Source organism: Micromonospora sp. NBC_00898, from assembly GCF_045207895.1.
In the GTDB taxonomy this organism is placed as follows: Bacteria; Actinomycetota; Actinomycetes; order Mycobacteriales; family Micromonosporaceae; genus Micromonospora.
The window spans coordinates 6,017,204-6,038,135 of the sequence record NZ_CP108775.1; the positions used below are offsets into that span (position 1 = coordinate 6,017,204).

20 protein-coding genes are annotated in these 20,932 nt (G+C 74.0%); 10 read left to right on the top strand and 10 right to left on the bottom strand.

Going from position 1 to position 20,932, the window contains the following annotated elements; all coding sequences use genetic code 11:
- Window positions 1–41: 41 nt before the first annotated feature.
- Window positions 42–590 (bottom strand): DoxX family protein, encoded by a 549-nt coding sequence (locus OG799_RS29215; protein ID WP_406039567.1) that lies wholly within the window; start codon window positions 588–590, stop codon window positions 42–44.
- Between the two features lie 146 nt (window positions 591–736).
- Between OG799_RS29215 and OG799_RS29220 the strand changes: the two genes are divergently transcribed.
- Entirely contained in the window at window positions 737–1,282 is a 546-nt protein-coding gene (locus OG799_RS29220) for a GNAT family N-acetyltransferase (protein ID WP_406039569.1), read from the top strand.
- 19 nt (window positions 1,283–1,301) lie between these two features.
- Here OG799_RS29220 and OG799_RS29225 read toward each other — a convergent pair whose 3' ends face one another.
- Together OG799_RS29225 and OG799_RS29230 are read right to left on the bottom strand one after the other, a co-directional pair.
- Entirely contained in the window at window positions 1,302–2,537 is a 1,236-nt protein-coding gene (locus OG799_RS29225; protein WP_406039571.1) for an AAA family ATPase, read from the bottom strand.
- A 139-nt stretch (window positions 2,538–2,676) separates the two neighbouring features.
- Window positions 2,677–3,111, bottom strand: a complete 435-nt coding sequence (locus OG799_RS29230) for a hypothetical protein (protein ID WP_406046441.1) — start codon at window positions 3,109–3,111, stop codon at window positions 2,677–2,679.
- 424 nt (window positions 3,112–3,535) lie between these two features.
- Here OG799_RS29230 and OG799_RS29235 point away from each other — a divergent pair, with 424 nt between their 5' ends.
- Together OG799_RS29235 and OG799_RS29240 are read left to right on the top strand one after the other, a co-directional pair.
- Window positions 3,536–4,576 carry an EamA family transporter gene (locus tag OG799_RS29235; RefSeq protein ID WP_406039573.1) on the top strand — a complete coding sequence of 347 codons (1,041 nt, stop codon included), beginning with the start codon at window positions 3,536–3,538 and terminating at the stop codon, window positions 4,574–4,576.
- 11 nt (window positions 4,577–4,587) lie between these two features.
- Window positions 4,588–5,208, top strand: coding sequence for a prepilin peptidase (locus OG799_RS29240; RefSeq protein ID WP_406039575.1), 621 nt, complete (start codon window positions 4,588–4,590; stop codon window positions 5,206–5,208).
- Between the two features lie 361 nt (window positions 5,209–5,569).
- Here OG799_RS29240 and OG799_RS29245 read toward each other — a convergent pair whose 3' ends face one another.
- The 5 genes from OG799_RS29245 to OG799_RS29265 all read right to left on the bottom strand — a co-directional run bounded on the left by OG799_RS29245 (window position 5,570) and on the right by OG799_RS29265 (window position 12,324).
- Window positions 5,570–8,764, bottom strand: coding sequence for a UvrD-helicase domain-containing protein (locus OG799_RS29245; RefSeq protein WP_406039577.1), 3,195 nt, complete (start codon window positions 8,762–8,764; stop codon window positions 5,570–5,572).
- A gap of 94 nt (window positions 8,765–8,858) precedes the next feature.
- Complete coding sequence (locus OG799_RS29250) at window positions 8,859–10,130, bottom strand: metallophosphoesterase (RefSeq protein WP_406039579.1); 1,272 nt, start codon at window positions 10,128–10,130, stop codon at window positions 8,859–8,861.
- A gap of 20 nt (window positions 10,131–10,150) precedes the next feature.
- Window positions 10,151–10,396 carry a MoaD/ThiS family protein gene (locus OG799_RS29255; RefSeq protein ID WP_406039581.1) on the bottom strand — a complete coding sequence of 82 codons (246 nt, stop codon included), beginning with the start codon at window positions 10,394–10,396 and terminating at the stop codon, window positions 10,151–10,153.
- A 3-nt stretch (window positions 10,397–10,399) separates the two neighbouring features.
- Window positions 10,400–11,413, bottom strand: a complete 1,014-nt coding sequence (gene moaA / locus OG799_RS29260; protein ID WP_406039583.1) for a GTP 3',8-cyclase MoaA — start codon at window positions 11,411–11,413, stop codon at window positions 10,400–10,402.
- Entirely contained in the window at window positions 11,410–12,324 is a 915-nt protein-coding gene (locus tag OG799_RS29265) for a fructosamine kinase family protein (RefSeq protein WP_406039585.1), read from the bottom strand. Before OG799_RS29265 ends, moaA begins: the two co-directional genes overlap by 4 nt.
- 162 nt (window positions 12,325–12,486) lie before the next feature.
- Here OG799_RS29265 and OG799_RS29270 point away from each other — a divergent pair, with 162 nt between their 5' ends.
- The 4 genes from OG799_RS29270 to OG799_RS29285 all read left to right on the top strand — a co-directional run bounded on the left by OG799_RS29270 (window position 12,487) and on the right by OG799_RS29285 (window position 16,489).
- Window positions 12,487–13,524, top strand: a complete 1,038-nt coding sequence (locus OG799_RS29270) for a DUF4192 domain-containing protein (RefSeq protein WP_406039587.1) — start codon at window positions 12,487–12,489, stop codon at window positions 13,522–13,524.
- Between the two features lie 115 nt (window positions 13,525–13,639).
- Window positions 13,640–14,239 (top strand): winged helix-turn-helix domain-containing protein, encoded by a 600-nt coding sequence (locus OG799_RS29275; protein ID WP_406039589.1) that lies wholly within the window; start codon window positions 13,640–13,642, stop codon window positions 14,237–14,239.
- Between the two features lies 1 nt (window position 14,240).
- Entirely contained in the window at window positions 14,241–15,542 is a 1,302-nt protein-coding gene (locus OG799_RS29280; protein WP_406039591.1) for an MFS transporter, read from the top strand.
- Between the two features lie 764 nt (window positions 15,543–16,306).
- Window positions 16,307–16,489, top strand: a complete 183-nt coding sequence (locus tag OG799_RS29285) for a hypothetical protein (RefSeq protein ID WP_406046442.1) — start codon at window positions 16,307–16,309, stop codon at window positions 16,487–16,489.
- 15 nt (window positions 16,490–16,504) lie between these two features.
- On the opposite strand, the gene fdhD is transcribed toward OG799_RS29285, so the two are convergent.
- Complete coding sequence (gene fdhD, locus OG799_RS29290) at window positions 16,505–17,359, bottom strand: formate dehydrogenase accessory sulfurtransferase FdhD (RefSeq protein ID WP_406039593.1); 855 nt, start codon at window positions 17,357–17,359, stop codon at window positions 16,505–16,507.
- 261 nt (window positions 17,360–17,620) lie between these two features.
- Between fdhD and OG799_RS29295 the strand changes: the two genes are divergently transcribed.
- The 3 genes from OG799_RS29295 to OG799_RS29305 all read left to right on the top strand — a co-directional run bounded on the left by OG799_RS29295 (window position 17,621) and on the right by OG799_RS29305 (window position 19,750).
- A complete protein-coding gene (locus OG799_RS29295) occupies window positions 17,621–18,220 on the top strand; it encodes a molybdenum cofactor guanylyltransferase (protein ID WP_406039595.1) in 600 nt (199 codons plus the stop codon).
- Entirely contained in the window at window positions 18,217–18,474 is a 258-nt protein-coding gene (locus OG799_RS29300; RefSeq protein ID WP_406039597.1) for a DUF6457 domain-containing protein, read from the top strand. Before OG799_RS29295 ends, OG799_RS29300 begins: the two co-directional genes overlap by 4 nt.
- A gap of 172 nt (window positions 18,475–18,646) precedes the next feature.
- A complete protein-coding gene (locus tag OG799_RS29305) occupies window positions 18,647–19,750 on the top strand; it encodes a T3SS (YopN, CesT) and YbjN peptide-binding chaperone 1 (RefSeq protein ID WP_406039599.1) in 1,104 nt (367 codons plus the stop codon).
- A gap of 154 nt (window positions 19,751–19,904) precedes the next feature.
- Here OG799_RS29305 and OG799_RS29310 read toward each other — a convergent pair whose 3' ends face one another.
- Complete coding sequence (locus OG799_RS29310; RefSeq protein WP_406039601.1) at window positions 19,905–20,858, bottom strand: zinc-binding dehydrogenase; 954 nt, start codon at window positions 20,856–20,858, stop codon at window positions 19,905–19,907.
- Between the last annotated feature and the right edge of the window lie 74 nt (window positions 20,859–20,932).

Genomic DNA, 20,932 nt, shown 5'->3' on the forward strand with positions numbered 1-20,932 from the left:
ATTCGCGGCCTTGCGGGGGGTGGTGGCCGTATTGATGCAGGTCAGCCCGGAAGTCGTCGGGCGGTGGCCGCCGAGCGTACGGCGATCTTCGCCTCCCGGCGGGCGGTCCGGACGGCCCGCTGCACGGAGCGTCGGGAGTGGCCGATCCGGTGGCCGGCGCGCCAGCGCAGCCCCGGCTTGCCCTCCGTGTCGGCGGCGGCGAGCAGCAGCCCGCCGAAGAGCCCGACGTTCTTCAGGAAGTGGATCTGGTTGTTGTTCCGCGCCGCCGGGTCGTCGTTGTTCCAGAAGGGATGGCCGGCCGCGGTCACCGGCACCAGGGACCCGGCGAGGACGAGTGCGGCGGGACGGGTGAACTTGCCGCTGGCCAGCATCAGGCCGCCGAGGAACTGGGTGACCGCATTGACCCGGACCAGCGTCTCGGCGTCCGTGGGAAACCGGGGGTGGACGTTCTTCTGGATCAGTGGGGCAACCCGGTCGGTGATCGGTTTGGCGGCCGGGACCAGACGACCAGGATTCTGGAAGTTGCGGGCACCGCTGACCACGAAGATTCCGCTCAACATGACACGGGCGAGGGATCGCACGGGTTTCATGCCTCAGTCATACCCCGTGCCGGGGTCCGCTATCCGGGCAACACCCGAAAGGGATCGGCCGACATGGACATCCAGCGGGACCCGCGCCGCGACGAATTCCAGCGACCGTCGCGGATGGACGCCTCCGGACCGGTAAGGTCGCGCGGGTGACGACCCTGCGGCTGCGACCAGAGGGGCCGGCGGACGAGGCGCCGGTCGCCCGGGTGCTGTCCGCCGCCTTCGCCCGGCCCGACGTGGCCACCCCACCCGAGGTGGGGCTCGTCGACGAGCTGCGGCACAGCGACGCCTGGATCCCCGAGCTGGCCATGGTCGCCGAGTACGGCGGCGAGGTGGTCGGCTACGCACTGTTGACCCGGGTCCGGGTCCACTCCGACGGCGGGGTGGCGCCGGCGCTGGCGCTCGGCCCGGTGGCGGTCGCCCCGCACCGGCAGCGGGTCGGCCACGGCACGGCGGTGGTGCAGGCGGCGCTGGACGCCGCGACCGAGCTGGGCGAGCGGCTGGTGGTGGTGCTCGGCGACCCGGCCTTCTACCGGCGGTTCGGCTTCGAACGGGCCGACCGGATGGGGTTGACCAGCCCGTGGTCGGGGCTGGGGGAGCCGTGGCAGGCGCTGGTGCTGCCCCCGTCGGTCAGCGGGGAGGCGCCGCCGCCGCGCGGCGAGGTGATCTTCCCGTCGCCCTGGGCCCAGGTCTGACCTTCCGGCACGGCCGCGATCAGGCCGGCTGGGTCCGCAGGTACCGGCCGAAGTGCGGGACGGTGAAGGCGACCGTGCCCCGCTCCCCGGAGTAGATCAGCCCCTTCTTGATCAGCGCGTCCCGGGCCGGGGACAGGCTCGCCGGCTTGCGGCCGAGCGAGCGGGCGATCTCCGCGGTGGGCACCGCGGCGTCCATGTCGTCCCGCCCGTTCTCCTCCCCCTCGACCAGGGAGAGCGTCGCCATCGCCCGCATGTACTCACGCTCGGCCGGGGTGGCCCGCTCGAACCGGGAACCGAAGAAGCCGACGGCCAACTCGGCCTCGGCCTCCGGAGCGGCCACCCGCACGTCGGCGGCGGTGATCGGCGAGCGCGGGGCGTGGTCCCAGGTGGCCTTCCCGTACGCCTGGACGAAGTAGGGGTAGCCGCCGGACTTCTCGTAGAGCAGGTCGAGCGCCTTCTGCTCGTACTCGACCTCCTCGCGCTCGGCTGGCGCGCAGAGCGCCTGGTCGGCGGCGATCCGGTCCAACCGGTCGATCCGCTGGTAGCGGAAGAGCCGTTCCGAGTACGACTTGGCGGCGCTGAGCACGGCCGGCAGGTGCGGCAGCCCGGCGCCGACCACGATCAGCGGCGCCCCGAGCTGGGACAGCTCGTGGCAGGCGGCGCAGAGCGCCGAGACGTCCTCCGCGCCGAGGTCCTGCATCTCGTCGATGAAGACCGCGATGCCGGTGCCCACGTCGGTGGCCACCGCGGCGGCGTCGGTGAGCAGCTCGACCAGGTCGATCTCGATGTCCCCGGAGTCGGCCCGGCCGCTGCTGGCCGGTACGTCGATGCCGGGTTGCCAGCGGTCGCGCAGCTTCGGCGCGGCCGTCCCGCGTCCGGTCGGCGCGGAACGCTGGGCGAACGCCTTGAGCACGCCGAGGAAGCCGTCGATGCGGTCCGGTGCGCGGTGCCGGGGTGCGAGTTCGCGGACCGCCATGTGCAGGGCGGCGGCGACCGGCCGGCGCAGCGACTGGTCCGGGCGGGCCTCGATCTTGCCGGTGCCCCACAAGTGGTTGATCGCCTGCGAGCGGAGGGTGTTGAGCAGGACGGTCTTGCCGACGCCGCGCAGGCCGGTGAGCATCAGGCTGCGCTCGGGGCGGCCCCGGGCGATGCGTTCCAGCACGACGTCGAAGACGTCCAGCTCCCGCCCCCGCCCGGCGAGCTCGGGCGGGCGCTGCCCGGCGCCCGGGGCGTACGGGTTGCGGACCGGATCCACGCATCGCAGAGTATCGGGCCGTCTAGCCGCAGGGCTAGACATGGATAGATGGCCCTACCGGCGTGTCGGGACCGTCGAGATGAAACTAGGGCTGTCTAGCTCTCACGCTAGACAGCCCTAGTTTTGGCTACGGATGGAATCAGCGCTGCTTGAGGCAGAGGACGAAGTCGAGGGTGTCCAGCTCGCTGTCGAAGAAGTACCAGTTCGTATAGCCGTCCACCTTGGCGCACTTGGCCTGGGCGTCCTTCTCCCCACTGGTCGAGCCGTCGTAGCGGCGCAGCACCTGGTACGTCTTCGCGCCGCACTCGCTGATCAGCAGCTTCGGCTTGCCGCCGGCCGGACCCTCGTTGCGGACACACTGCCCCACCTTGACGAACCGCGGATCCGCCGACGACGCCGGCGCCGGCGCCGTGGTGGCCGGGACGGCCGGCTCGGTCGCCCCCGCCGACGGCCCGGCGGCCGGGTCGGCGGGCTGGGTCGGCCCGGCCACCGGGGCCGGGTCGTCCCGCAGCAGGTAGAGGGTGGCCGCGCCGCCCAGGACGAGCACCGCCAGCACGGCGAGCACCGCGATCAGCGGACCCTTGGCGCGCTTCGGCGGGGGCGGTGGCTCGGCGTACGGGTGATCGTCGCTGCCGTACGGCGGGGCCGGCGGGTAGCCGGGCTGCCCGGCCGGCGGGTACCCCTGGGCGGGCTGCTGGTAGGGCGGGTACGCGGAGCCGTAGCTGGGCTGCCGGGGTGGCTGCCCCTCCCACCCCGTCCCCGCCGCCGGCTCGTACCGCTGGGCGGGCGGCTCGCCCCACCCGCCGGGCTGCGCGTCGTACCGCGGGTCGGGCGGCGGAGCGTACGCGTCGTCGGCCCGCCGTCCACCCCACGGCTCCGGGGAGCCGCCGACCGGTGGTCCGAAGTTCGTCATGAACGCCCTCCTGCTGCGCCAGTGTTGAGAGGCCGGCCACCAACAGGGGACGCCGACGCCGTGGTCACCGTAGCGTGGTCCACCGATGAGCTCACGCCCCGCAAGTGCGACGCCCTCCGGACCCGTCCCGGCCTCCGCGGCCACGCCGGACGGGCCGGTCGCCGTCGACCGCCCCGCCCCGCCCACCCGACCTGCGCTGATCTGGACCGCGCTGGTCCTGGTGTACGTGCTGTGGGGCTCCACCTACCTGGGCATCCGGATCGCGGTCGAGTCGCTGCCGCCGCTCACCTCCGCGGCCGGCCGGTTCGCCGCCGCCGGCCTGGTGCTGGCGGTGGTGCTGCGGCTCCGCCGTGGCCCCGGCGCGCTCCGCGTGGACCGCCGGCAACTCGGCTCGGCCGCGCTGGTCGGGGTGCTCCTGCTGGCCGGCGGCAACGGCCTGGTGGTGCTGGCCGAGTCCGGTCCGGTCGGCGTCGCGGTGCCCTCCGGCATCGCCGCGCTGCTGGTGGCGACCGTCCCGCTGCTGGTGGTGCTGCTCCGTACGCTCGGCGGCGACCGGCCCCGGCCGTGGACCTTCGCCGGGGTGACGCTGGGCTTCGTCGGCCTGGTTCTGCTCGTGCTCCCCACCGGCGGTTCGGGGTCCGTGCCGCTGGCCGGGGCGCTCACCGTGGTCACGGGGGCCACCTGCTGGTCCGTCGGGTCCTTCCTCTCCGGACGTCTGCGGATGCCGGCCGACCCCTTCGTGGCTACGGTCTACGAGATGGTCGCCGGCGCGGTGGCGCTGGCCGTGACCGGCGCGGTGCGGGGCGAGTGGCACGGCTTCTCCCCGGCCCAGGTGACCGGCCGGTCCTGGGCGGCGCTGGCGTACCTGATGGTGGCCGGTTCGCTGGTCGCCTTCACCGCGTACGTCTGGTTGCTGCACCAGGCGCCGATCTCCCTGGTCGCCACGTACGCCTACGTCAATCCGGCGGTCGCCGTGGCGCTCGGCGCCCTGCTCGCCGCCGAGCCGGTCACCGCCCGGGTGCTGCTCGGCGGGGCGGTGATCGTCGCCGGCGTGGCGCTGGTGGTGACCACCGAACGGCCGCGCCGGCCGGTGGACGGGACAGCCCCGGAGCCGGCCCGCCGGTAACGTCCGGGCTTGTGTCCGCCGGGCTGGTGACGGGTGTCGCGCTGCTCGGCGCGCTGGCCGGCTGGGCCGCCCCCGTGGTCGCCGACCGCTTCACGCCCGGCCCCGGGTCGCGGCGACGGGTGGCGGCGCCGGTCGGGGCGCTGGTGTTCGGTGGGCTGGCCGTCCGGTGCGACGCCGATCCGGCGCTGCCGGCGTTCCTGCTGGTGGCGACCGCCGGACTCGTGCTCGCCCTGGTCGACCTGACCTGCCTGCGGCTCCCCGATTCGCTGGTCGCCGCCGCCGCGCTCGGCGGCGGTCTCGGCCTGGTCGCCGCGGCGCTGGCCGCCGGCACCCCGGGCCGGCTGCTCGGCGCCCTGGCCGGGGCGGCGCTCTCCTTCGCCGGGTACGTGCTGCTGGCGCTGCTACCCGGCGCGCGGCTCGGCTTCGGGGACGTGAAGCTCGCCGCGGCGCTGGGGCTGCCGCTCGGCTGGTCGGGCTGGCCGACCCTCTGGCTCGGGCTGCTCCTGCCCCACCTGCTCAACGGTGCCGTGGTGCTGGTGCTGCTCGTCGCCCGCCGGGTCCGCCGGGACACCGCCCTGCCCTTCGGCCCGGCGATCCTCGCCGGCGCCTGGCTGGCCGTCCTGCTCTCCTGACGCGCCCCGCCAAGACAGCCCGTGGAACGTCGGCTCGACCACGGGGACGGGCCGACGGGTCTCGTCGGTCGGTGCCTCCCGGTCGGCGCCTCCCGGTCGGTCCGAGTCGCGACCGGCCGGCGACGGCGTGTCGCGCCGTCCGGGACTAACCCCCGCTGAGCGATATGACTGGGAGGCATAAATATGCCTGACAGTCATATGCCCACGACAATGGCGGAACGGAGCGAGGTAACGCAGGGTCATCACCCTGCGTCGTCCGACTTCCTGGCAGGGCTGCCCGCCGGATCGTCGCGCCTGTGACCGCGTCGCGCCCGCGACCGGCCGCCACCGGCCTCCGGCCGCCATCGGTCACGCCACCCGCTCAGATCAGGCGGAGCTGGCGGTCCCTGGGGCGGCGGGGCTCGGCCTCGCCGAAGCGTTCGAAGAGGCCCGGGTCGATCACGTCGAGGAACGGTGAGGGCCGGCACTCGCGTTCCGCGCCGTGCCTGACCCGGCGGGCGGCGTGGCTGACGTACAGCCGGTCCTGGGCGCGGGTCAGGCCGACGAAGAAGAGCCGGCGCTCCTCGGCCACCGCGTCGTCGTCCGGCTCCGAGCCGGGCCAGCGCAGCGGCAGCAGCCCGTCCTCGGCGCCGACCAGGAAGACCACCGGGAACTCCAGGCCCTTCGCCGCGTGCAGGGTGAGCAGGGTGACCGCCTCGGCGCGCGGGTCGAGGGCGTCCACCTCCGCGCCCGTCGTGAGCTGCGACAGGAACAGCTCCAGGTCGTCGCCGCAGCGCCGGGCCAGCGGAGTGAGCAGGTCCACCGCCGTCCGGACGTCCTCCGGGCGGACCGTGCCGGAACCGTCCAGCGTCGGCACGGCGAAGCGCTCCGCCACCACCTGACCGGCCAGCCGGACGCGGGCGGCCAACGAACCGTCGACGCCGTCGGCGTGCCGCAGCTCCCGGGCGATTGCCGCCACCCCGGGCCGGTCCCGCAGTCGGTCGTGCGAGCGCTTCTGCACCGGGATGTTCGCCCGGGCGAGTGCGTCCACGATCGGCGCGGCCTGCTGGTCGGTCCGGTAGAGCACCGCGATGTCGGAGAACGACAGCGCGGTCGACCGGCCGTCGATCCGGCCGGAGTCCAGCGACCGGTGGGAGAGGCCGCCGACCAGCTCGTCGACGGTGCGTACCACGAAATCGGCCTCGTCGGAGACGGAGGCCGCGGGGTAGCGACCGACCAGCGGGGCCTCCGGGTCGAGCCGGGCCGGGTCCAGCCGGCGGCCGCGGACCAGCGACGACGGCGCGATGGCCTGCACCGCGGCGGCCAGGATCGGCGCCGACGATCGGTAGTTGCGGTTCAGCCGGACCAGCCGGGCGTCGGTGAAGTCCTGCGAGAAGCGCAGGAAGTAGCCGACGTCCGCGCCCCGGAACGAGTAGATCGCCTGGTCCGGGTCGCCGATCGCGCAGAGGTTGCCGTCGGCGGGGCTGAGCAGCCGCAACAGCTCGTACTGGACGGCGTCGACGTCCTGGTACTCGTCGACGAAGATCCAGCGCCAGCGGTCCCGGTACTCGCGGACCAGCTTCTTGTCGCCCTTCAGCAGCGCGACCGGCAGGGTGAGCAGCTCGTCCAGGTCGACCAGGTCCTGCTTGCGCAGCAGCGCGGTGTAGCGGGCCGCGTCGTCGCCGGCCTCGGTGCGGGCCGCCGCCCGGTCCGCGTCGTCGGCGATCCGGAAGTCCGCAGGCAGGCCCGCCGCCTCGGCGTTCTCGCGCAGGATGCTCAGCCCGAGGGAGTGGAAGGTGCCCACGGTGACGTCCTCGGCCACCGGGCCGAGCAGACCGTCCAGCCGGTGCCGCAGCTCCTCCGCGGCCCGCCGGGTGAAGGTGATCGCCAGGCACTGCTCGGGGAAGACGTTCAGCTCCGCACAGAGGTAGGCGATCCGGTGGGTCAGCGTCCGGGTCTTGCCGGTGCCCGGGCCGGCCACGATCAGCAACGGGCCGCCCGGCGCGGAGGCGGCCACCCGCTGCATCGCGTCGAGCCGGTCCAGCAGGCCGGTACCGACCTCCTCCATGCCGGCGAGCATCGGCTCGAACGGCTCGTGCGGGGAGGGCGCCGGTGCGATCGGCGGTGGCGGTGGCGGCGTGGCCTTCCGCTTCGGCTCGGCCTTCGCCGCCGCCGGGCGCCTGGCCTTCGGCTTCGGCGCCGACTCCGCGGGCCGTCGCTGCGCCGGCACCGGTACGTCGAAGAGCGTCTCCTGGGCTCCCGTGTTGCCGGCACCGCCCAGTTCGGCGGGGTCGAAGAGGGTGATCACGCCGTACTCGCCGTCGTAGCCCGGCAGCCGGCGCACGTCGCCGCGGCGCAGCCGGCCGATCCCCTCGGCGAGCAGTTCGCCGCCGACCCGGCCGATCTCGTCCAGCGGGGTGGCGGTGAGGATCCCCAGCTCCGGTCCCAGCGCGGCGACCAGCTCGTTGAGCTTCCCCTCGACCTTCTTCGACCGGGCGCCCACCTTGTTGATCTCGCCGAGGATCTCGGCCAGCGGCACCAGGTGCGTCACCGCGCGGGCGTGCGCCGGCCGGTGCCCCTCGGGCCGGTCGGCCAGCTCCTCGACCCGGCTCAGTACGCCCACCGTCAGCGGCTTGCCGCACTCCGGGCAGCGCCCGCCCGCCTCCCGGGTCCGCTCCGGCGACCAGTTCACGCCGCAGAGCCGGTGCCCGTCGGCGTGGTACTTCCCCTCTTCCGGGAAGAACTCGATCGTCCCGGCCAGCCCCTCGCCGGTCCGCAGCGCCTCCCGGATGGCGAAGTAGTCGCGGGCCGAGTTCAGGACCGTGGCCTCGCGGGCCAGCGCCGGCGGCGAGTGCGCGTCGGAGTTCGAGACGAGCTGGTAGCGGTCGAGGCTGCCGACCCGCCAGTTCATCTCCGGATCCGAGGAGAGGCCGGTCTCCACCGCGAAGATGTGCTCGGCCAGGTCGGCGTAGCAGTCGGCGATCGCGTCGAAGCCGGACTTCGAGCCCAGCGCCGAGAACCAGGGCGTCCAGATGTGCGCCGGGACCAGGTAGCCGTCCGGGCTGGCCGCCAGGGTGATCTCCAGCAGGTCCCGGGAGTCCAGGCCGAGGATCGGACGGCCGTCCGAGCCCAGGTTGCCGATCCGCCCGAGCGCGGCGTTGAACCGCGCCACCGCGTCTAGGTCGGGCAGGTAGATCAGGTGGTGCACCTTGCGGGTGCGGTCGTCCCGCTTGTAGATCGTGGAGATCTCCACGCTCAGCATGAACCGGACCGGGTCCGCCTCGGCCGCGCTCGCCAGCCGGGGCGGGAGGCGTCGGGCGATGTCCCGCTCCGCCTCCGGGCTCAGCCGGTACAGACCCGGCTCGGCCGGGTGCAGGGTCTCGCGGAGGTGGTCGTACCAGGCGGGGTGGGTGAAGTCGCCGGTGCCGAGCACGCCGATGCCCTTGCGCCGGGCCCACCAGCCGAGGTTCGGCAGGGTCAGGTCACGGCTGCACGCGCGGGAGTACTTCGAGTGGATGTGCAGGTCCGCGACGAATGGCGGGAGGCCACCGGGGGGCGCGGCGCTGAACGGAGGCACGCCGCATACTGTCACGCCCGGTGCACCACCCGCCCGCCGCCACGCGTACGCGTGACCTGAGCAATGCGGTGCTGGACTGCGCGGCGCGGGCGCGCTATGGGGCGCGCAGCTCGACCAGGGTGACCTGAGGCGGGGCGCCGACCCGGACGGGCGGGCCCCAGAAGCCGGCGCCGTTGGTCACGTAGACCGTGGTGCCGTCCACCTTGCCGAGGCCGGAGACCACCGGTTGCTGCAGCTTCACGGCCAGGTTGAAGGGCGCCATCTGACCGCCGTGGGTGTGCCCGGACAGTTGCAGGTCGACGCCGAACTTCGCCGCCTCGTGCGCGGCCACCGGCTGGTGCGCCAGCAGCACCACCGGCCGGCTCGGGTCACGGTCGCCCAGCGCGGCGGCGTAGTCGGCGGGGGCGGCCAGCCCGGTGCCGGCGGCGCTCACGTCGTTGACTCCGGCCAGGTCCAGCACCCCGCCGCGGGCGCGGATCTCCTGCCGCTCGTTCTGGAGCACCCGCAACCCGAGCCGGTCGACCTCCCTGACCCACTCCTCGACGCCCGAGTAGTACTCGTGGTTGCCGGTGACGAAGAAGCTGCCGTAGCGGGAGCGCAGGTCGCGCAGCGGCTCCGCCGCCTCGCCCAGCTCGGCCACCGAGCCGTCGACGAGATCACCGACGACGGCCACCAGATCGGCGTCCATCCGGTTGATCATCTCGACGATGCGCGCGGTGTGCGCCCGCCCGCGCAGCGGGCCCAGGTGGATGTCGGAGACGGTGGCGATCCGCAGGCCGTCCATGCTGCGCGGCAGCTTCGCCAGCGGGATCCGTACCCGGTCGAGCTGCGGCGGGCCCATCGCGGTGCGGACGCCGTACCCGGTGATCCCGGCGGCGGTGAGCCCGGCGAAGATCGCCGCGCCGCGCGCGAGCAGCAGGCGGCGGGCGGGGTCGTGGTCCGGCAGGTCGACCGCCGCGGCCGGCGGGTCGGCGACGGGCCCGGCCGGCGGCGCGAGGCTGCCGGCGGCCGACGGCTCGGCGGCGCCGACGAGGGCCGGCTCCGGCGCGGCCGCGGCGGGCTCGGCGACCGCCGCGCGGCGTCGCAGCACCAGCTTCGCCACCGCCATCGGCACTTCGAGCACCAGCAGCAGTACCAGCAGGTAGAACATCAGCGCCAGCCAGAGGTACCCGGGCCAGGCCAGCCAGTACGTCCCGTTGCGGGTCCCCGCCATGGTGGCCGGGACCAGCAGCGCCAGCAGCAGGGCGGCGAGGCCGCCGATCCTCCGCCAGCGGCCCGGGCCGGTGGTGTCCCGGACCAGCCGCGTCCACAGGTAGAGGTGGATGAGGGCGGTGACGAGCACCGCGAAGCCCACGAAGGTCGCCATCGCCAACACCGTGAGCCTCCTCAGCCGCCCGCGAACGGCGGCAGTACGTCCACCGTCGTCCCGGCCGGCAGCGGTGCCCGGCGATCATGGCAGGCGACGCCGTCGACCAGGAAACTCGCCACCCCCAGCACGGCGGCGAGCCGCTCGCCGTGCCGCTCGGCGAGCTCACCCACCAGTTCGTCCAGCGAGCGCCCGGCGGATGCGGTCTCCTCGGGACGGCCGGCGGCAGCCCGCGCGCCGGCGAAGTAGCGGACGGTCAGCTCCACCGGTCAGCCTCCGATCGCGGACATCGGCCGGACGGGTTGCAGGAACGACGGGTCGTCGATGCCGTGGCCGGCGCGCTTGCCCCACATCGCCGTGCGCCAGCGGGCCGCCAGCTCGGCGTCGTCCGCGCCGCCGCGCAGCGCGGCGCGCAGGTCCGACTCCTCAGTGGCGAAGAGGCAGGCGCGTACCTGGCCGTCGGCGGTGAGCCGGGTCCGGTCGCAGTCCCCGCAGAACGGCCGGGTCACGCTGGCGATCACCCCCACCTTGGCGGGGCCGCCGTCGACCAGCCACGTCTCGGCCGGCGCAGCCCCCCGCTCGACCGGGTCGGGCGTCAGGGTGAACTCCCGACCCAGCGAGGCCAGGATCTCCTCGGCGGTGACCATGGTGGCCCGGTCCCAGCCGTGCTGGGCGTCGAGCGGCATCTGCTCGATGAAGCGCAGCTCGTAGCCGTGGTCGAGGGCGAAGCGCAGCAGCTCGGGCGCCTCGTCGTCGTTGACCCCGCGCATCAGCACCGAGTTGATCTTCACCGGGGTCAGCCCGGCCGCGGCGGCGCCGGCCAGCCCGGCGAGCACATCGGCCAGCCGGTCCCGGCGGGTCAGCTCGGTGAAGTGGGACCGGTCGAGGGTGTCCAGCGAGACGTTCACCCGGTCCAGGCCGGCGGCGCGCAGGGTCGGCGCGAGCCGTTCCAGCCCGATGCCGTTGGTGGTCACCGAGATCCGGGGCCGGGGTTCCAGCGCCGACACGGCGGCCACGATGCCGGCCACGCCGGGCCGGATCAGCGGCTCGCCGCCGGTGAAGCGGACCTCGGTGACGCCGAGCCGCTGCACCGCGACCCGGACCAGCCGGACGATCTCCTCGTCGGTGAGCAGCTGCGGCCCGGCCAGCCAGGGCAGCCCCTCGGCCGGCATGCAGTACGTGCAGCGCAGGTTGCACTTGTCGGTCAGCGAGACCCGCAGGTCCCGGGCGACACGGCCGTACCGGTCGACGAGGACGCCGGGGGTCGTCGGGGCGGCGGTCACCTGTCGACGGTAGCGCGTCCGGCCCCCCGCAGCGCGGCTCGGGCGGCGGCGCCGACCGCATCCCGGTACGCCGAGCCGAACAGGGCGGTGTGCACCAGCAGCAGGTGGAGCTGGTGCAGCGGCACCCGCTCCCGCCACCCGTCGGCGAGCGGCCAGGTCTCGTCGTAGGCGGCCAGGATCCGGTCCAGGTGGCTTGCGCCTCCGAAGAGGGTGAGCTGGGCCAGGTCGGTCTCCCGATGCCCGCCGTGCGCGGCCGGGTCGATCAGCCACCCCCGGTCGTCGGCGCCCCAGAGCAGGTTGCCCGGCCAGAGGTCGCCGTGGGTCCGGGCGGGCGGCTCGTCCCCGCCGAGCTCCCCGATCCGGTCGACCAGCTCCTCGACCAGGCGGATCTCCGGCTGGCCCAGCGCTCGGTCGTCCACCGACAGCCGCAGGTAGGGCATGAGCCGGCGGCGGGCGAACCAGTCGGACCACGGGCCCGGATCCGGGGTGTTGTCCTGCGCCAGCGCGCCGATGAAGCCGGGCCACTCCGCCCCGAACGCGGGTGCCCCCGCCCGGTGCAGCGCGGCCAGCTCCCGGCCGAACCGCTCGGCCGCCTCCGGCGTCGGCTCGCCCGGCTCGACCCAGTCGAGCGCCAGCAGCCCGGGCAGGGCCACCACCACCTCCGGTACGCCCACCGCGCCGGCGCCCCGCAGCCAGCGCAGCCCGGCCGCCTCGGCGGCGAAGAAGCCCTCCGGCACCGGCCGACCCGCCGACTCCGGCCAGGTCTTGGCGAAGACCGAGTGGCCGTCGTCCAGGGTGAGCCGGGAGGCGGCGCAGATGTCACCGCCGGAGACCGGTGTCTCCCGGATCCGCTGGTGGGTCAGGAACGTCGGCAGGTGCTCCGGGTGCGCCCGCAGGTACGCCAGGTCCATGAGCGCAAGGTAGCCGCTCCAGCCGACATGCGAGGGCCACGTAGCGCTGCCGGCGGCCGCGGATCGTCGTCACCTGCACCGATACTCTCCGTATCTGTGGACAACCCGCGTGTCGTCCACAGGGCCTGTCGGCCGGGCCCCGGTCCGCCGCACGCTCCCGGCATGACACCGACCGACCGCCCCCGGCTCGCCGTCCGCTCACCCGCCGACCTCATCGCCGCCGTGCCGTACCTGCTCGGCTTCCACCCCGCCGACAGCGTGGTCGTGGTGGCGCTGCGCGGCCGGCAGGTCATCTTCGCCGCCCGCGGCGACCTGCCCGAGCCCGGCGCCGATCCCCGTCCGCCGGCCCGCCACCTGGCCGGGGTCATCACCCGACAGGGCGCCGAGTCGGCGACCGTGATCGGCTACGGGCCGGCGTCCCGGGTGACCGGGGCGGTGGACGCGGTCGGCGAGGCACTGGACGACGCCGGGGTGGTCGTCCTCGACGCGCTGCGGGTGACCGACGGCCGCTGGTGGTCGTACCTGTGCGTCGAACCTGACTGCTGCCCGCCCGACGGCACCCCGTACGACCCGGCGGCCAGCGAGGTCAGTGCGGCGGCCGTCTTCGCCGGCCAGGTCGCCCTCCCCGACCGGGCCGCGCTGACCGCGCAGGTGGCCCCGCTCGACGGGCCGGTCCGGGTGGCGATGCGCCGGGCCACCGCCCGGGCCCGGCGACGGCTGGCGGTGCTGACCGAGGAGGCGGCGGAAACCGCCCTGGTCGGTGGCCGGTCGGTCCGGTCGGCCGGGGTGGCCGCGGTCCGCACCGCGTTCCGCCGGCACCGGCGGGGCGAGCGGCTCGGCGACGACGAGGTGGCCTGGCTGACCGTGCTCCTGACCCAGCTCCCGGTACGCGACCTCGCCTGGGAGCGGACCGACGGGCGGGACGGGGACATCGGCCTCTGGACCGACGTGCTACGCCGGGCCGAGCCGGAACTGATCGCCGCGCCGGGCAGCCTGCTCGCGTTCGCCGCCTGGCGGGCCGGGCACGGCGCCCTGGCGGCGGTGGCGCTGGAACGGGTGCTCGCCACCCGTCCCGACTACTCCCTCGCGCTGCTCCTCGACGACCTGCTCCGGCGCGGCGTGGCCCCGTCCGAGCTGGACGGTTGGCCGGCCGTTTTCACAACTGCCGTCGTACGTCGACGATCCCGCCGGCCCAGATAATCATGGACCAACTACTCGTGGGTTAGTACCGCAGCCACCGTCTGAGATGTCGCTGGTGGGCACGATTCCAAGTGCTTGCTTGACAGTCCGGTGCTGCCGAGTTGAGACTCCAAGCATGTCCTTGGAATCGGATCGCGGGCGGCGGGTCGTCAATGATCCGCTCGCGCTGCGGGCGCTTGCTCATCCCTTACGCCTGAAGCTGGGTGCTCTGGTTGGTCGCGAGGGATCCATCACCGCCGCGGACGCCGCCCGGCAGCTCGGCATCAGTCAGGCGCTCGCTTCGCATCATTTGCGCCAGCTCGCCAAGTACGGCTTCGTCGAACATGCCGACGCCGACGACAACCGGGAGCGGCCTTGGCGGCTCACTGCCGTCTCGCATCGGTTCGAGGCGGCGGACAGGTCGCTCGAGGCTTGGGAATCCGTTGAGTTGCTCGACCGCTATCTCGTTGAACAGGCTGCCGCCCAACTCGCGGACTGGCAGAAGCGCCGCGCCGACGAGGATCCCCGCTGGGCTGAGCACGTCGGCGTCTCGCAGAGTCTGCTCTACCTCACGGCCGAGGAGTTCGCCGAGCTCAAGCAGCGGTGGGACGAGCTCGTGGCGCCGTTGGCTCAGCGGCGGCCGCTCGGCGACGCCGACAAACGGCCTGCCAACGCGGTACCGGTGAATCTGACGCTTGTGGCCACGCCGCTGCGTGCGACGGCCACGGGAGGATGACGTGCGACGGCTCTGGCGGATCCTCGCTGGCAACGGCGACCTGCGGCTGCTGCTCGCCGCGAACCTGATCTCGCTTACCGGTGACTGGATCCTGCGGACCGGGCTCGCCTACCAGATCTATGTCTTGACCGGGTCCACGCTCGCATCCGCAGGCTCGGTCCTGGCCTCGCTGCTCCCGCAGATCGCGCTCGGATCAATCGCGGGCGTCTACGCCGATCGGTGGGACCGCCGCCGCACCATGGTCGTCACCAACGTGCTGATGGTCGTGGCCCTGCTCCCGCTGCTCGCGGTGCAGCACGCCGGGCAGGTCTGGCTGGTTTACCTGGTGATCGCGGTGCAGAGCTGCATCGCGCCGTTCTTCACCTCGGCCGAGGCCGCGCTCGTGCCGTCCCTGGTGGCGGCCGACCACCTCGTCACGGTCAACTCGCTCAACGGCCAGGCCCGCGACGTCGCCCGCCTGGTCGGCGCCGCGCTGGGTGGGGTGATCGCGGCAGTCGGTGGCATCGCCCTGCTGAGCCTCGTGGACATGGTGACGTTCGCGCTCGCGGCCGGGCTGCTGTGGCTGATCAGCGTCCGGCGTCGATCCGGCTCGGCGACGCGTCCGCACGTGCTGCGGGAATGGGCCGAAGGCATGCGCATCGCGCTTTCCAGCCGGGTCCTGCAGGTCTTCCTGGCGTTCACCGTCATCACGGGCATCGGCGAAGCGATCATGGGAACGCTGATGGCGCCGTTCGTGCGCGACGTGCTGGGCGGCGACGCCCGCGCATTCGGTGTGATCATGGCGGCCCAGGCGGTCGGCGGCATCGTGGGTGGCCTTACCGCGACGGTGATCGGGCACCATTTCGCGCCGCGAACGATGTTCGGCTGGGGAACGGTCGTATTCGGCGCACTGGACCTGGTGCTGTTCCTGTATCCGCTGGCCACGCACGTGCTCTGGCCCGCGCCGGTACTCATCGCGCTCGTCGGGCTGCCGGCCGCGTTCCTGACAGCGGGCGGCATGGCGGTCTTTCAGAACGCGACAACCGATAACCACCGCGGCCGGGTGTTCGGGGCGACGGCCGCCGTGAACGGCGCGGCAATGCTGCTCGGCACGATCGCGGCGGGCACCCTCGGTGAACGCATCGGGATCCTGCCGGTCATCGTCACGCAAGGCGGGGCCTACTGCCTGGCCGGCGTGGTCGTGCTGCTCGCCCTCCCCAGACCTGCACCGGCACAGGGCGAACTCGAGCTCCGACCGCAGCCCGGTCACGAACGCCGCCGCCGCGCGGCGCGGCTCGACTCGCCCGAACCGGCCCGCGAATGATCCGGGCACCTCGGCCAGGACCCCCGCCATCCGGCAAGGCCTACGCTGTGGCACATGGCCACCGCCAGATTTCAGTTTTTGTCCATAAAAGACAGACGATCATGCGGTGGCCGCACCTCGTCCACCCCGAACCGACCCGCGACAATCTCAAACGGCGGCTGCCGTATTAGGCGCGCGAACGGGCCCATCCGATGAAGCGGTCCGTGAGATCGGCGGGTGAGATGTTGTCGCCAAGCTGCCCGAGCTGATCGCGGGCCTCGGCCAACTGAGCAGACAGATACAGGATCAGGGCTGCCCGATTGCCCTCGTACTCGGCGAGCAGCGACAGTCGGGCCGAGCCGCACGGCCAGGGTTGGCCGCAGTTGCGGCACATCCATAGCGGGCGCATCGGCAGGTGGGGGCGGGATGGGCGACTCACCAACGACCGCCGTTCGCCCGCCAGGCCTGAGCGGGGGTCAGCCAGCCCGCCCGGCCCACCTGTGGGAAGGCAACGGTCTGGGTGTTGTCGATCCAGCGGGCGCGGTTCGGCGGTTCGGCCGGGGCGGGCCGGTAGCGTCTGTCTGGGCAGGGCCACCGCAGGCCGCACACACAGTACCGGGACCACCAGTGCGGACGCCTGTGGACGAGGTTCGACGGTATTCGCTCCGTAGCTGCTTGTTTACCCATGGCAGTATGTTGACGTATGACAAGAGCGTAAGTCAACGGCGCAAAGCATCTTGCTCCGTGACCCGCTGACGGGTGCCTACGGTCAGCTTGTGAAGCTGATGGGCGCGCACGAGATCCGGATGCGGCTTGGCGGGATCAGCCGCCAGCGCGTCTACGCGATCACGTCGCACCGCTCGTTCCCGATTCCAGTGGCCGAGCTGCAGCAGGGGAACGTGTGGCTCGCGGAGGATGTCGAACGATGGATACGCGAGCACCGGCCGGAGCTGGCCGACGAGGAGTAGCGCGTTCGCGCGGCCTTACCCGGTGATCCGCTTAACGCCGGCGTAGACGTTCATGGTCCGCCCGCGCAGGAAGCCGACCAGGGTCATGCCGGCCTCCTCGGCCAGCTCGGTGGCGAGGGTGCTGGGCGCGGAGACCGCCGCGAGCAGCGGTACGCCGGCCATCCACGCCTTCTGGGTCAGCTCGAAGCTGGCCCGGCCGGAGACCAGCAGCAGGTGCCCGGCCAGCGGCAACCGTTGCTCCCGCACCGCCCAGCCGACCACTTTGTCCACCGCGTTGTGCCGACCCACGTCCTCGCGCAGCACGACCAGTTCCCCGTCCGGGGTGAAGAGGCCGGCCGCGTGCAGGCCGCCGGTCCGGTCGAAGGCGCGCTGGGCCGAGCGGAGGCGGTCCGGGAGGGCGGCCAGCACCTCCGCCGGCACGGTCATCGGGTCGTCCCGGATGGTGAAGGTCGAACGGGTCCGGATGGCGTCGATGCTCGCCTTGCCGCAGACCCCGCACGAGCTGGTCGTGTAGAAGTTGCGGGAGGGGTCGGTGATCGGCTCCGGCACACCCGGGGCCAGCACCACGTCGACCACGTTGTAGGTGTTCGGCGTCTCCGGCCCGGCGCAGAGCTGGGCGGTGTGCACGTCTTCGGTGGACCGGATCAGCCCTTCGGTGAGCAGGAAACCGATCGCCAGGTCCAGGTCGTCGCCGGGGGTACGCATGGTCACCGCGAGCGGACGCCGCCGGCCGGGCCCACCCGGGCCCACCCGGATCTCCAGCGGCTCCTCGACCGCCAGGGTGTCCGGGCGGCGTACCCGGGCGCGTCCGTCCGCCACCGCGTCGAGGTCGATCCGGAGAACCCCGCGCCGATCAGTCGCCCGTCCCATTCCGCCATCCTGCCCCGTCCGGCCGCCGCACCGCACGGCGACGCGACCCCACGTGATCCACCTCGGCCGCGGCGAACGGCGGTGACCACGCATCCACGCCCGGCGGCGGGGATCGCCGCGACCGCGTGATGCCGGCCGGTCGCGGCGAACGGCGGTGACCGCCTGCTCGGACCCGGCCGGCTGCCGCACCCGTGGATCAGGTTCGCCAGCCCGCCAGGTGGCCGTGGGCAGCGTCACGCGGGACCGGGTTACGGTGGCCGGGTGAGGGCGTACGCGGCGGTGCTGCTCGCAGGGGGCGCGGCCCGCCGGATGGGCGGGGTGGACAAGCCCGCCCTCCCGGTCGGCGGCCGGCCGATGCTGCACCGGGTGCTGGCGGCGGTCGCCGCGGCCGAGCCGCGGATCGTGGTCGGGGCGGCCGGCCGCGTCCCGCCCGACGTGCGGGTGACCCGGGAGGAGCCGCCGGGTGGCGGCCCGGCCGCCGCCACGCGGGCCGGGCTCGCCCTGCTCGACCCGGGTACGGCCACCGTCGCCCTGCTCGCCGCCGACCTGCCGCTGCTCACCGCCGGGGCGGTGGACGACCTGCTGCGGCAGCTCGACGGGTCGACGGCCGACGGGGCCTGCTACGTCGACGGGGATGGTCGCCGGCAGCAGCTCTGCGGCGTGTGGCGGGTCGCCGCGCTGCGGGCCGCCCTGGACCGGCTCGCCGCGCAGCGGGGCGGCACGCTCGACGGGGCCCCGGTGCGGGCGGTGCTGGCCGGCCTGACGGTGCGGGAGGTGGCCTGGTCCGGCTCCGGCCCGCCGCCCTGGTTCGACTGCGACACTGACGAGGACGTACGCCGGGCCGAGGAGTGGACACGATGACGGTGATGGACGACTGGGTCACGGCGGCCTGCGCCGAGCTGGGCCTCGACCCGGCTCAGGTGCCGGTGCCGGTCGTGCTCGACCTGGCCAAGGACGTGGCCCACCAGGTGCTGCGTCCGGGCGCGCCGGTCTCCGCGTACCTGCTGGGGCTCGCCGTGGGGCGCGGCGCCGACGCCGCCGGGGCGGCGTCGCGGCTCAGCGAGCTGGCCGCCACCTGGCCGGTCGAGCTGGACGGCACCGGCCCGGCCGAATAGCCGGTCGAGCTGGACGGCACCGGCCCGGCCGAATAGCCGGTCGAGCTGGACGGCACCGGCCCGGCCGAAAAGCCGGTCGAGTTCGTCGGCCCCGCCCGCTGTCCGATCCGGGTCGGCCTGATTCGGCGCTCACCGTCCGTGGGTAGGGTGACCATGACGGACGGAGGCGATCATGACGGCAGACCACCCCTCGGTGCCGGCGGATGACGCGGCCGGCGGTGCGCCGGAGCAGTACGAGTCGATCCTGCTGGACGAGCCGACCACTGCCGACCTGCGGGCGAAGGTGACCGAGGCCTGGCGGGAGTTCGCCCGCGCGCTGGCCGACCGGCTGCGCGCCCTGCCCACCGGCGCGCACGTGGAGCTGACCCTCGACCCCACCGCCTCCGGCACCGGAGACGCCGTCTACTCGATCAGCGTGGACGTCGGCGCGGAGGGCAGGCTCGCCGCGCGGGCGGTCGGCAACGCCACCCTGCCGCAGGGCTACCGGCTGGACCGGGCCGCCGTGGCCGACATGATCGCGCTCGGCTGGTCGCCGCCCGGCGTGGTCGAGGGCTCCGGCGAGCAGTTCGGCCTGGACTGCGCCGTCTCCGAGTCCACCCGCCTCGCGGCGGTGCTCTCCCGCACCCTCCGCGACGTCTACGGCGCGCCGCACCCCGCCTTCCTCGTCTACCTCGTGCACGACGCCGAGGGGGAGCCGCTGCCGATGGAGCCCATGGGCACCGCGCGGAGCGAGTTCGGTCCGGACCGCGACGTCGAGTCCGACCTCGACGAGGCGCTGGTCGCCGCGGCCGCCGCGCAGGCCGGCGAGAACGACGTGCTGGCGCTGGAGGATCGGGTCCGTACCGTCGTCTCCACCATGCTGAAGTCGTCGTCCGACCAGTTGCAGGTCGACTCGGACGGCGACATCAACATCCGGGCCGGCTCGGCCATGGTCTTCGTCCGGGTACGCGACAACCCGCCCCTGGTCGACGTCTTCTCCCCGGTGCTCACCGAGGTCGAGCCGACCGAACGCCTCTACGTGAAGCTCTCCGAGCTGACCAACCGGATGCCGATCGGGCGGCTCTACTGCGCCGACGACACGGTCTGGGCCTCGATCCCGGTCTTCGGCCGGAACTTCCAGGCCACCCATCTGATGCTCGCCGTTCAGGTGATGACCGGGCTGGCCGACGAGTTGGACGACCGGCTGCACGGCGAGTTCGGCGGCAAGCGCTTCTTCGGCGAAGGGGACAAGCCGTCCCGCACGCAGGGTGAGCACCGCACCGGCATGTACCTCTGACGCCCCGCCCGTCCCCCCCGCCGACGAGCCCCCAGGTCCCCGCCGAGGCCCCAGCTCCCCGCCGAGGCCTCAACTTTCCCGGAATGAGTGGCCATTCCGCGTGCGGAGGCCACCTTCCCGGGAAAGTGCGCGGATCTCGACGGGCGTGGGCGGGTCAGTGGACGTCGAGGAGGGTCTTGCCCACGGTGGCGCGGGACTCCATCGCGGCGTGCGCCTCGGCCGCCCGCTCCAGCGGGAAGCGCTGGCCGATCAGCGGTCGCAGCCGTCCGGCGGCCGTCTCGGCCAGAGCCTGCTCGGTGAACCGGCGCAGCGCCGCCGGGTCGGCGGCCGGGCGGAGCAGGGTCACTCCCCGGGCCGCCACGAGGCCGGCTGGGAGTTCGGCCCAGGCGCCGCTCGCCAGCCCGAAGCTCAGCATCCGCCCGCCCGCCTCCAGCAGGTCGAACGCGGCCCGGGCCAGCGGGCCGCCGACACCGTCGAAGACCACGTCCACGCCACCGGTGGCCCGAACCCGGTCGGTCCAGTTCGGCTGCCGGTAGTCCACCACCACGTCCAGGCCGCGCTCGCGCAGCAGGGCGACCTTCCGGGTGCCCCCGGCGGCGGCGACCACCCGCACGCCGGCCGCGGCCACGAGCTGCGTCAGCAGGATGCCGACCCCGCCTGCCGCCGCCTCGACCAACACCCGGTCGCCGGGCCGCAGTCGCGCCGCATCCGCCAGCATGATCGCGGTACGACCGTCGGCGAGCACCGCGACCGCCTCGTCCAGCGGCAGCCCGGCGGGCACCTCGACGGGAAGGTCCCGGTCCACCACCACGCGCTCGGCGTAGCCGCCCGAGCCGCCGGTCCCGCTGACCACCCGCCGTCCGACCAGCGCCGGGTCGACGCCGGGGCCGACGGCGGCGATCACGCCGCCGACCCCGTTGCCGGGGACCAGCGGCGGCGTGGCGCGGAACGGCCCGAAGCCGGTCGCCCGGAACGTGGTCTCCACGAAGGTCAGGTTGGCGTGGGCCACCTCGATCAGCACCTGCCCCGGTCCGGGCACCGGATCCGGCGCGGGCCCCGGCACCAGCACCTCCGGACCCCCGAACTCCCGCAACCACACCGCCCGCACGGCTCCCCTTCCGCAGTCCTACCCACACTGAACAACCTCAACCGACGTTGAGGTCAACCGGCGCCCGACGCCCG

Bases quoted from the DNA above. Each gene is read 5' to 3' on its own strand.
- OG799_RS29215 (WP_406039567.1), bottom strand. From the start codon at position 590: ATGAAACCCGTGCGATCCCTCGCCCGTGTCATGTTGAGCGGAATCTTC.
- OG799_RS29235 (WP_406039573.1), top strand. From the start codon at position 3,536: ATGAGCTCACGCCCCGCAAGTGCGACGCCCTCCGGACCCGTCCCGGCC.
- OG799_RS29250 (WP_406039579.1), bottom strand. From the start codon at position 10,130: ATGGCGACCTTCGTGGGCTTCGCGGTGCTCGTCACCGCCCTCATCCAC.
- OG799_RS29265 (WP_406039585.1), bottom strand. From the start codon at position 12,324: ATGGACCTGGCGTACCTGCGGGCGCACCCGGAGCACCTGCCGACGTTC.
- OG799_RS29270 (WP_406039587.1), top strand. From the start codon at position 12,487: ATGACACCGACCGACCGCCCCCGGCTCGCCGTCCGCTCACCCGCCGAC.
- OG799_RS29275 (WP_406039589.1), top strand. From the start codon at position 13,640: ATGTCCTTGGAATCGGATCGCGGGCGGCGGGTCGTCAATGATCCGCTC.
- OG799_RS29285 (WP_406046442.1), top strand. From the start codon at position 16,307: ATGGGCGCGCACGAGATCCGGATGCGGCTTGGCGGGATCAGCCGCCAG.
- fdhD (WP_406039593.1), bottom strand. From the start codon at position 17,359: ATGGGACGGGCGACTGATCGGCGCGGGGTTCTCCGGATCGACCTCGAC.
- OG799_RS29300 (WP_406039597.1), top strand. From the start codon at position 18,217: ATGACGGTGATGGACGACTGGGTCACGGCGGCCTGCGCCGAGCTGGGC.
- OG799_RS29305 (WP_406039599.1), top strand. From the start codon at position 18,647: ATGACGGCAGACCACCCCTCGGTGCCGGCGGATGACGCGGCCGGCGGT.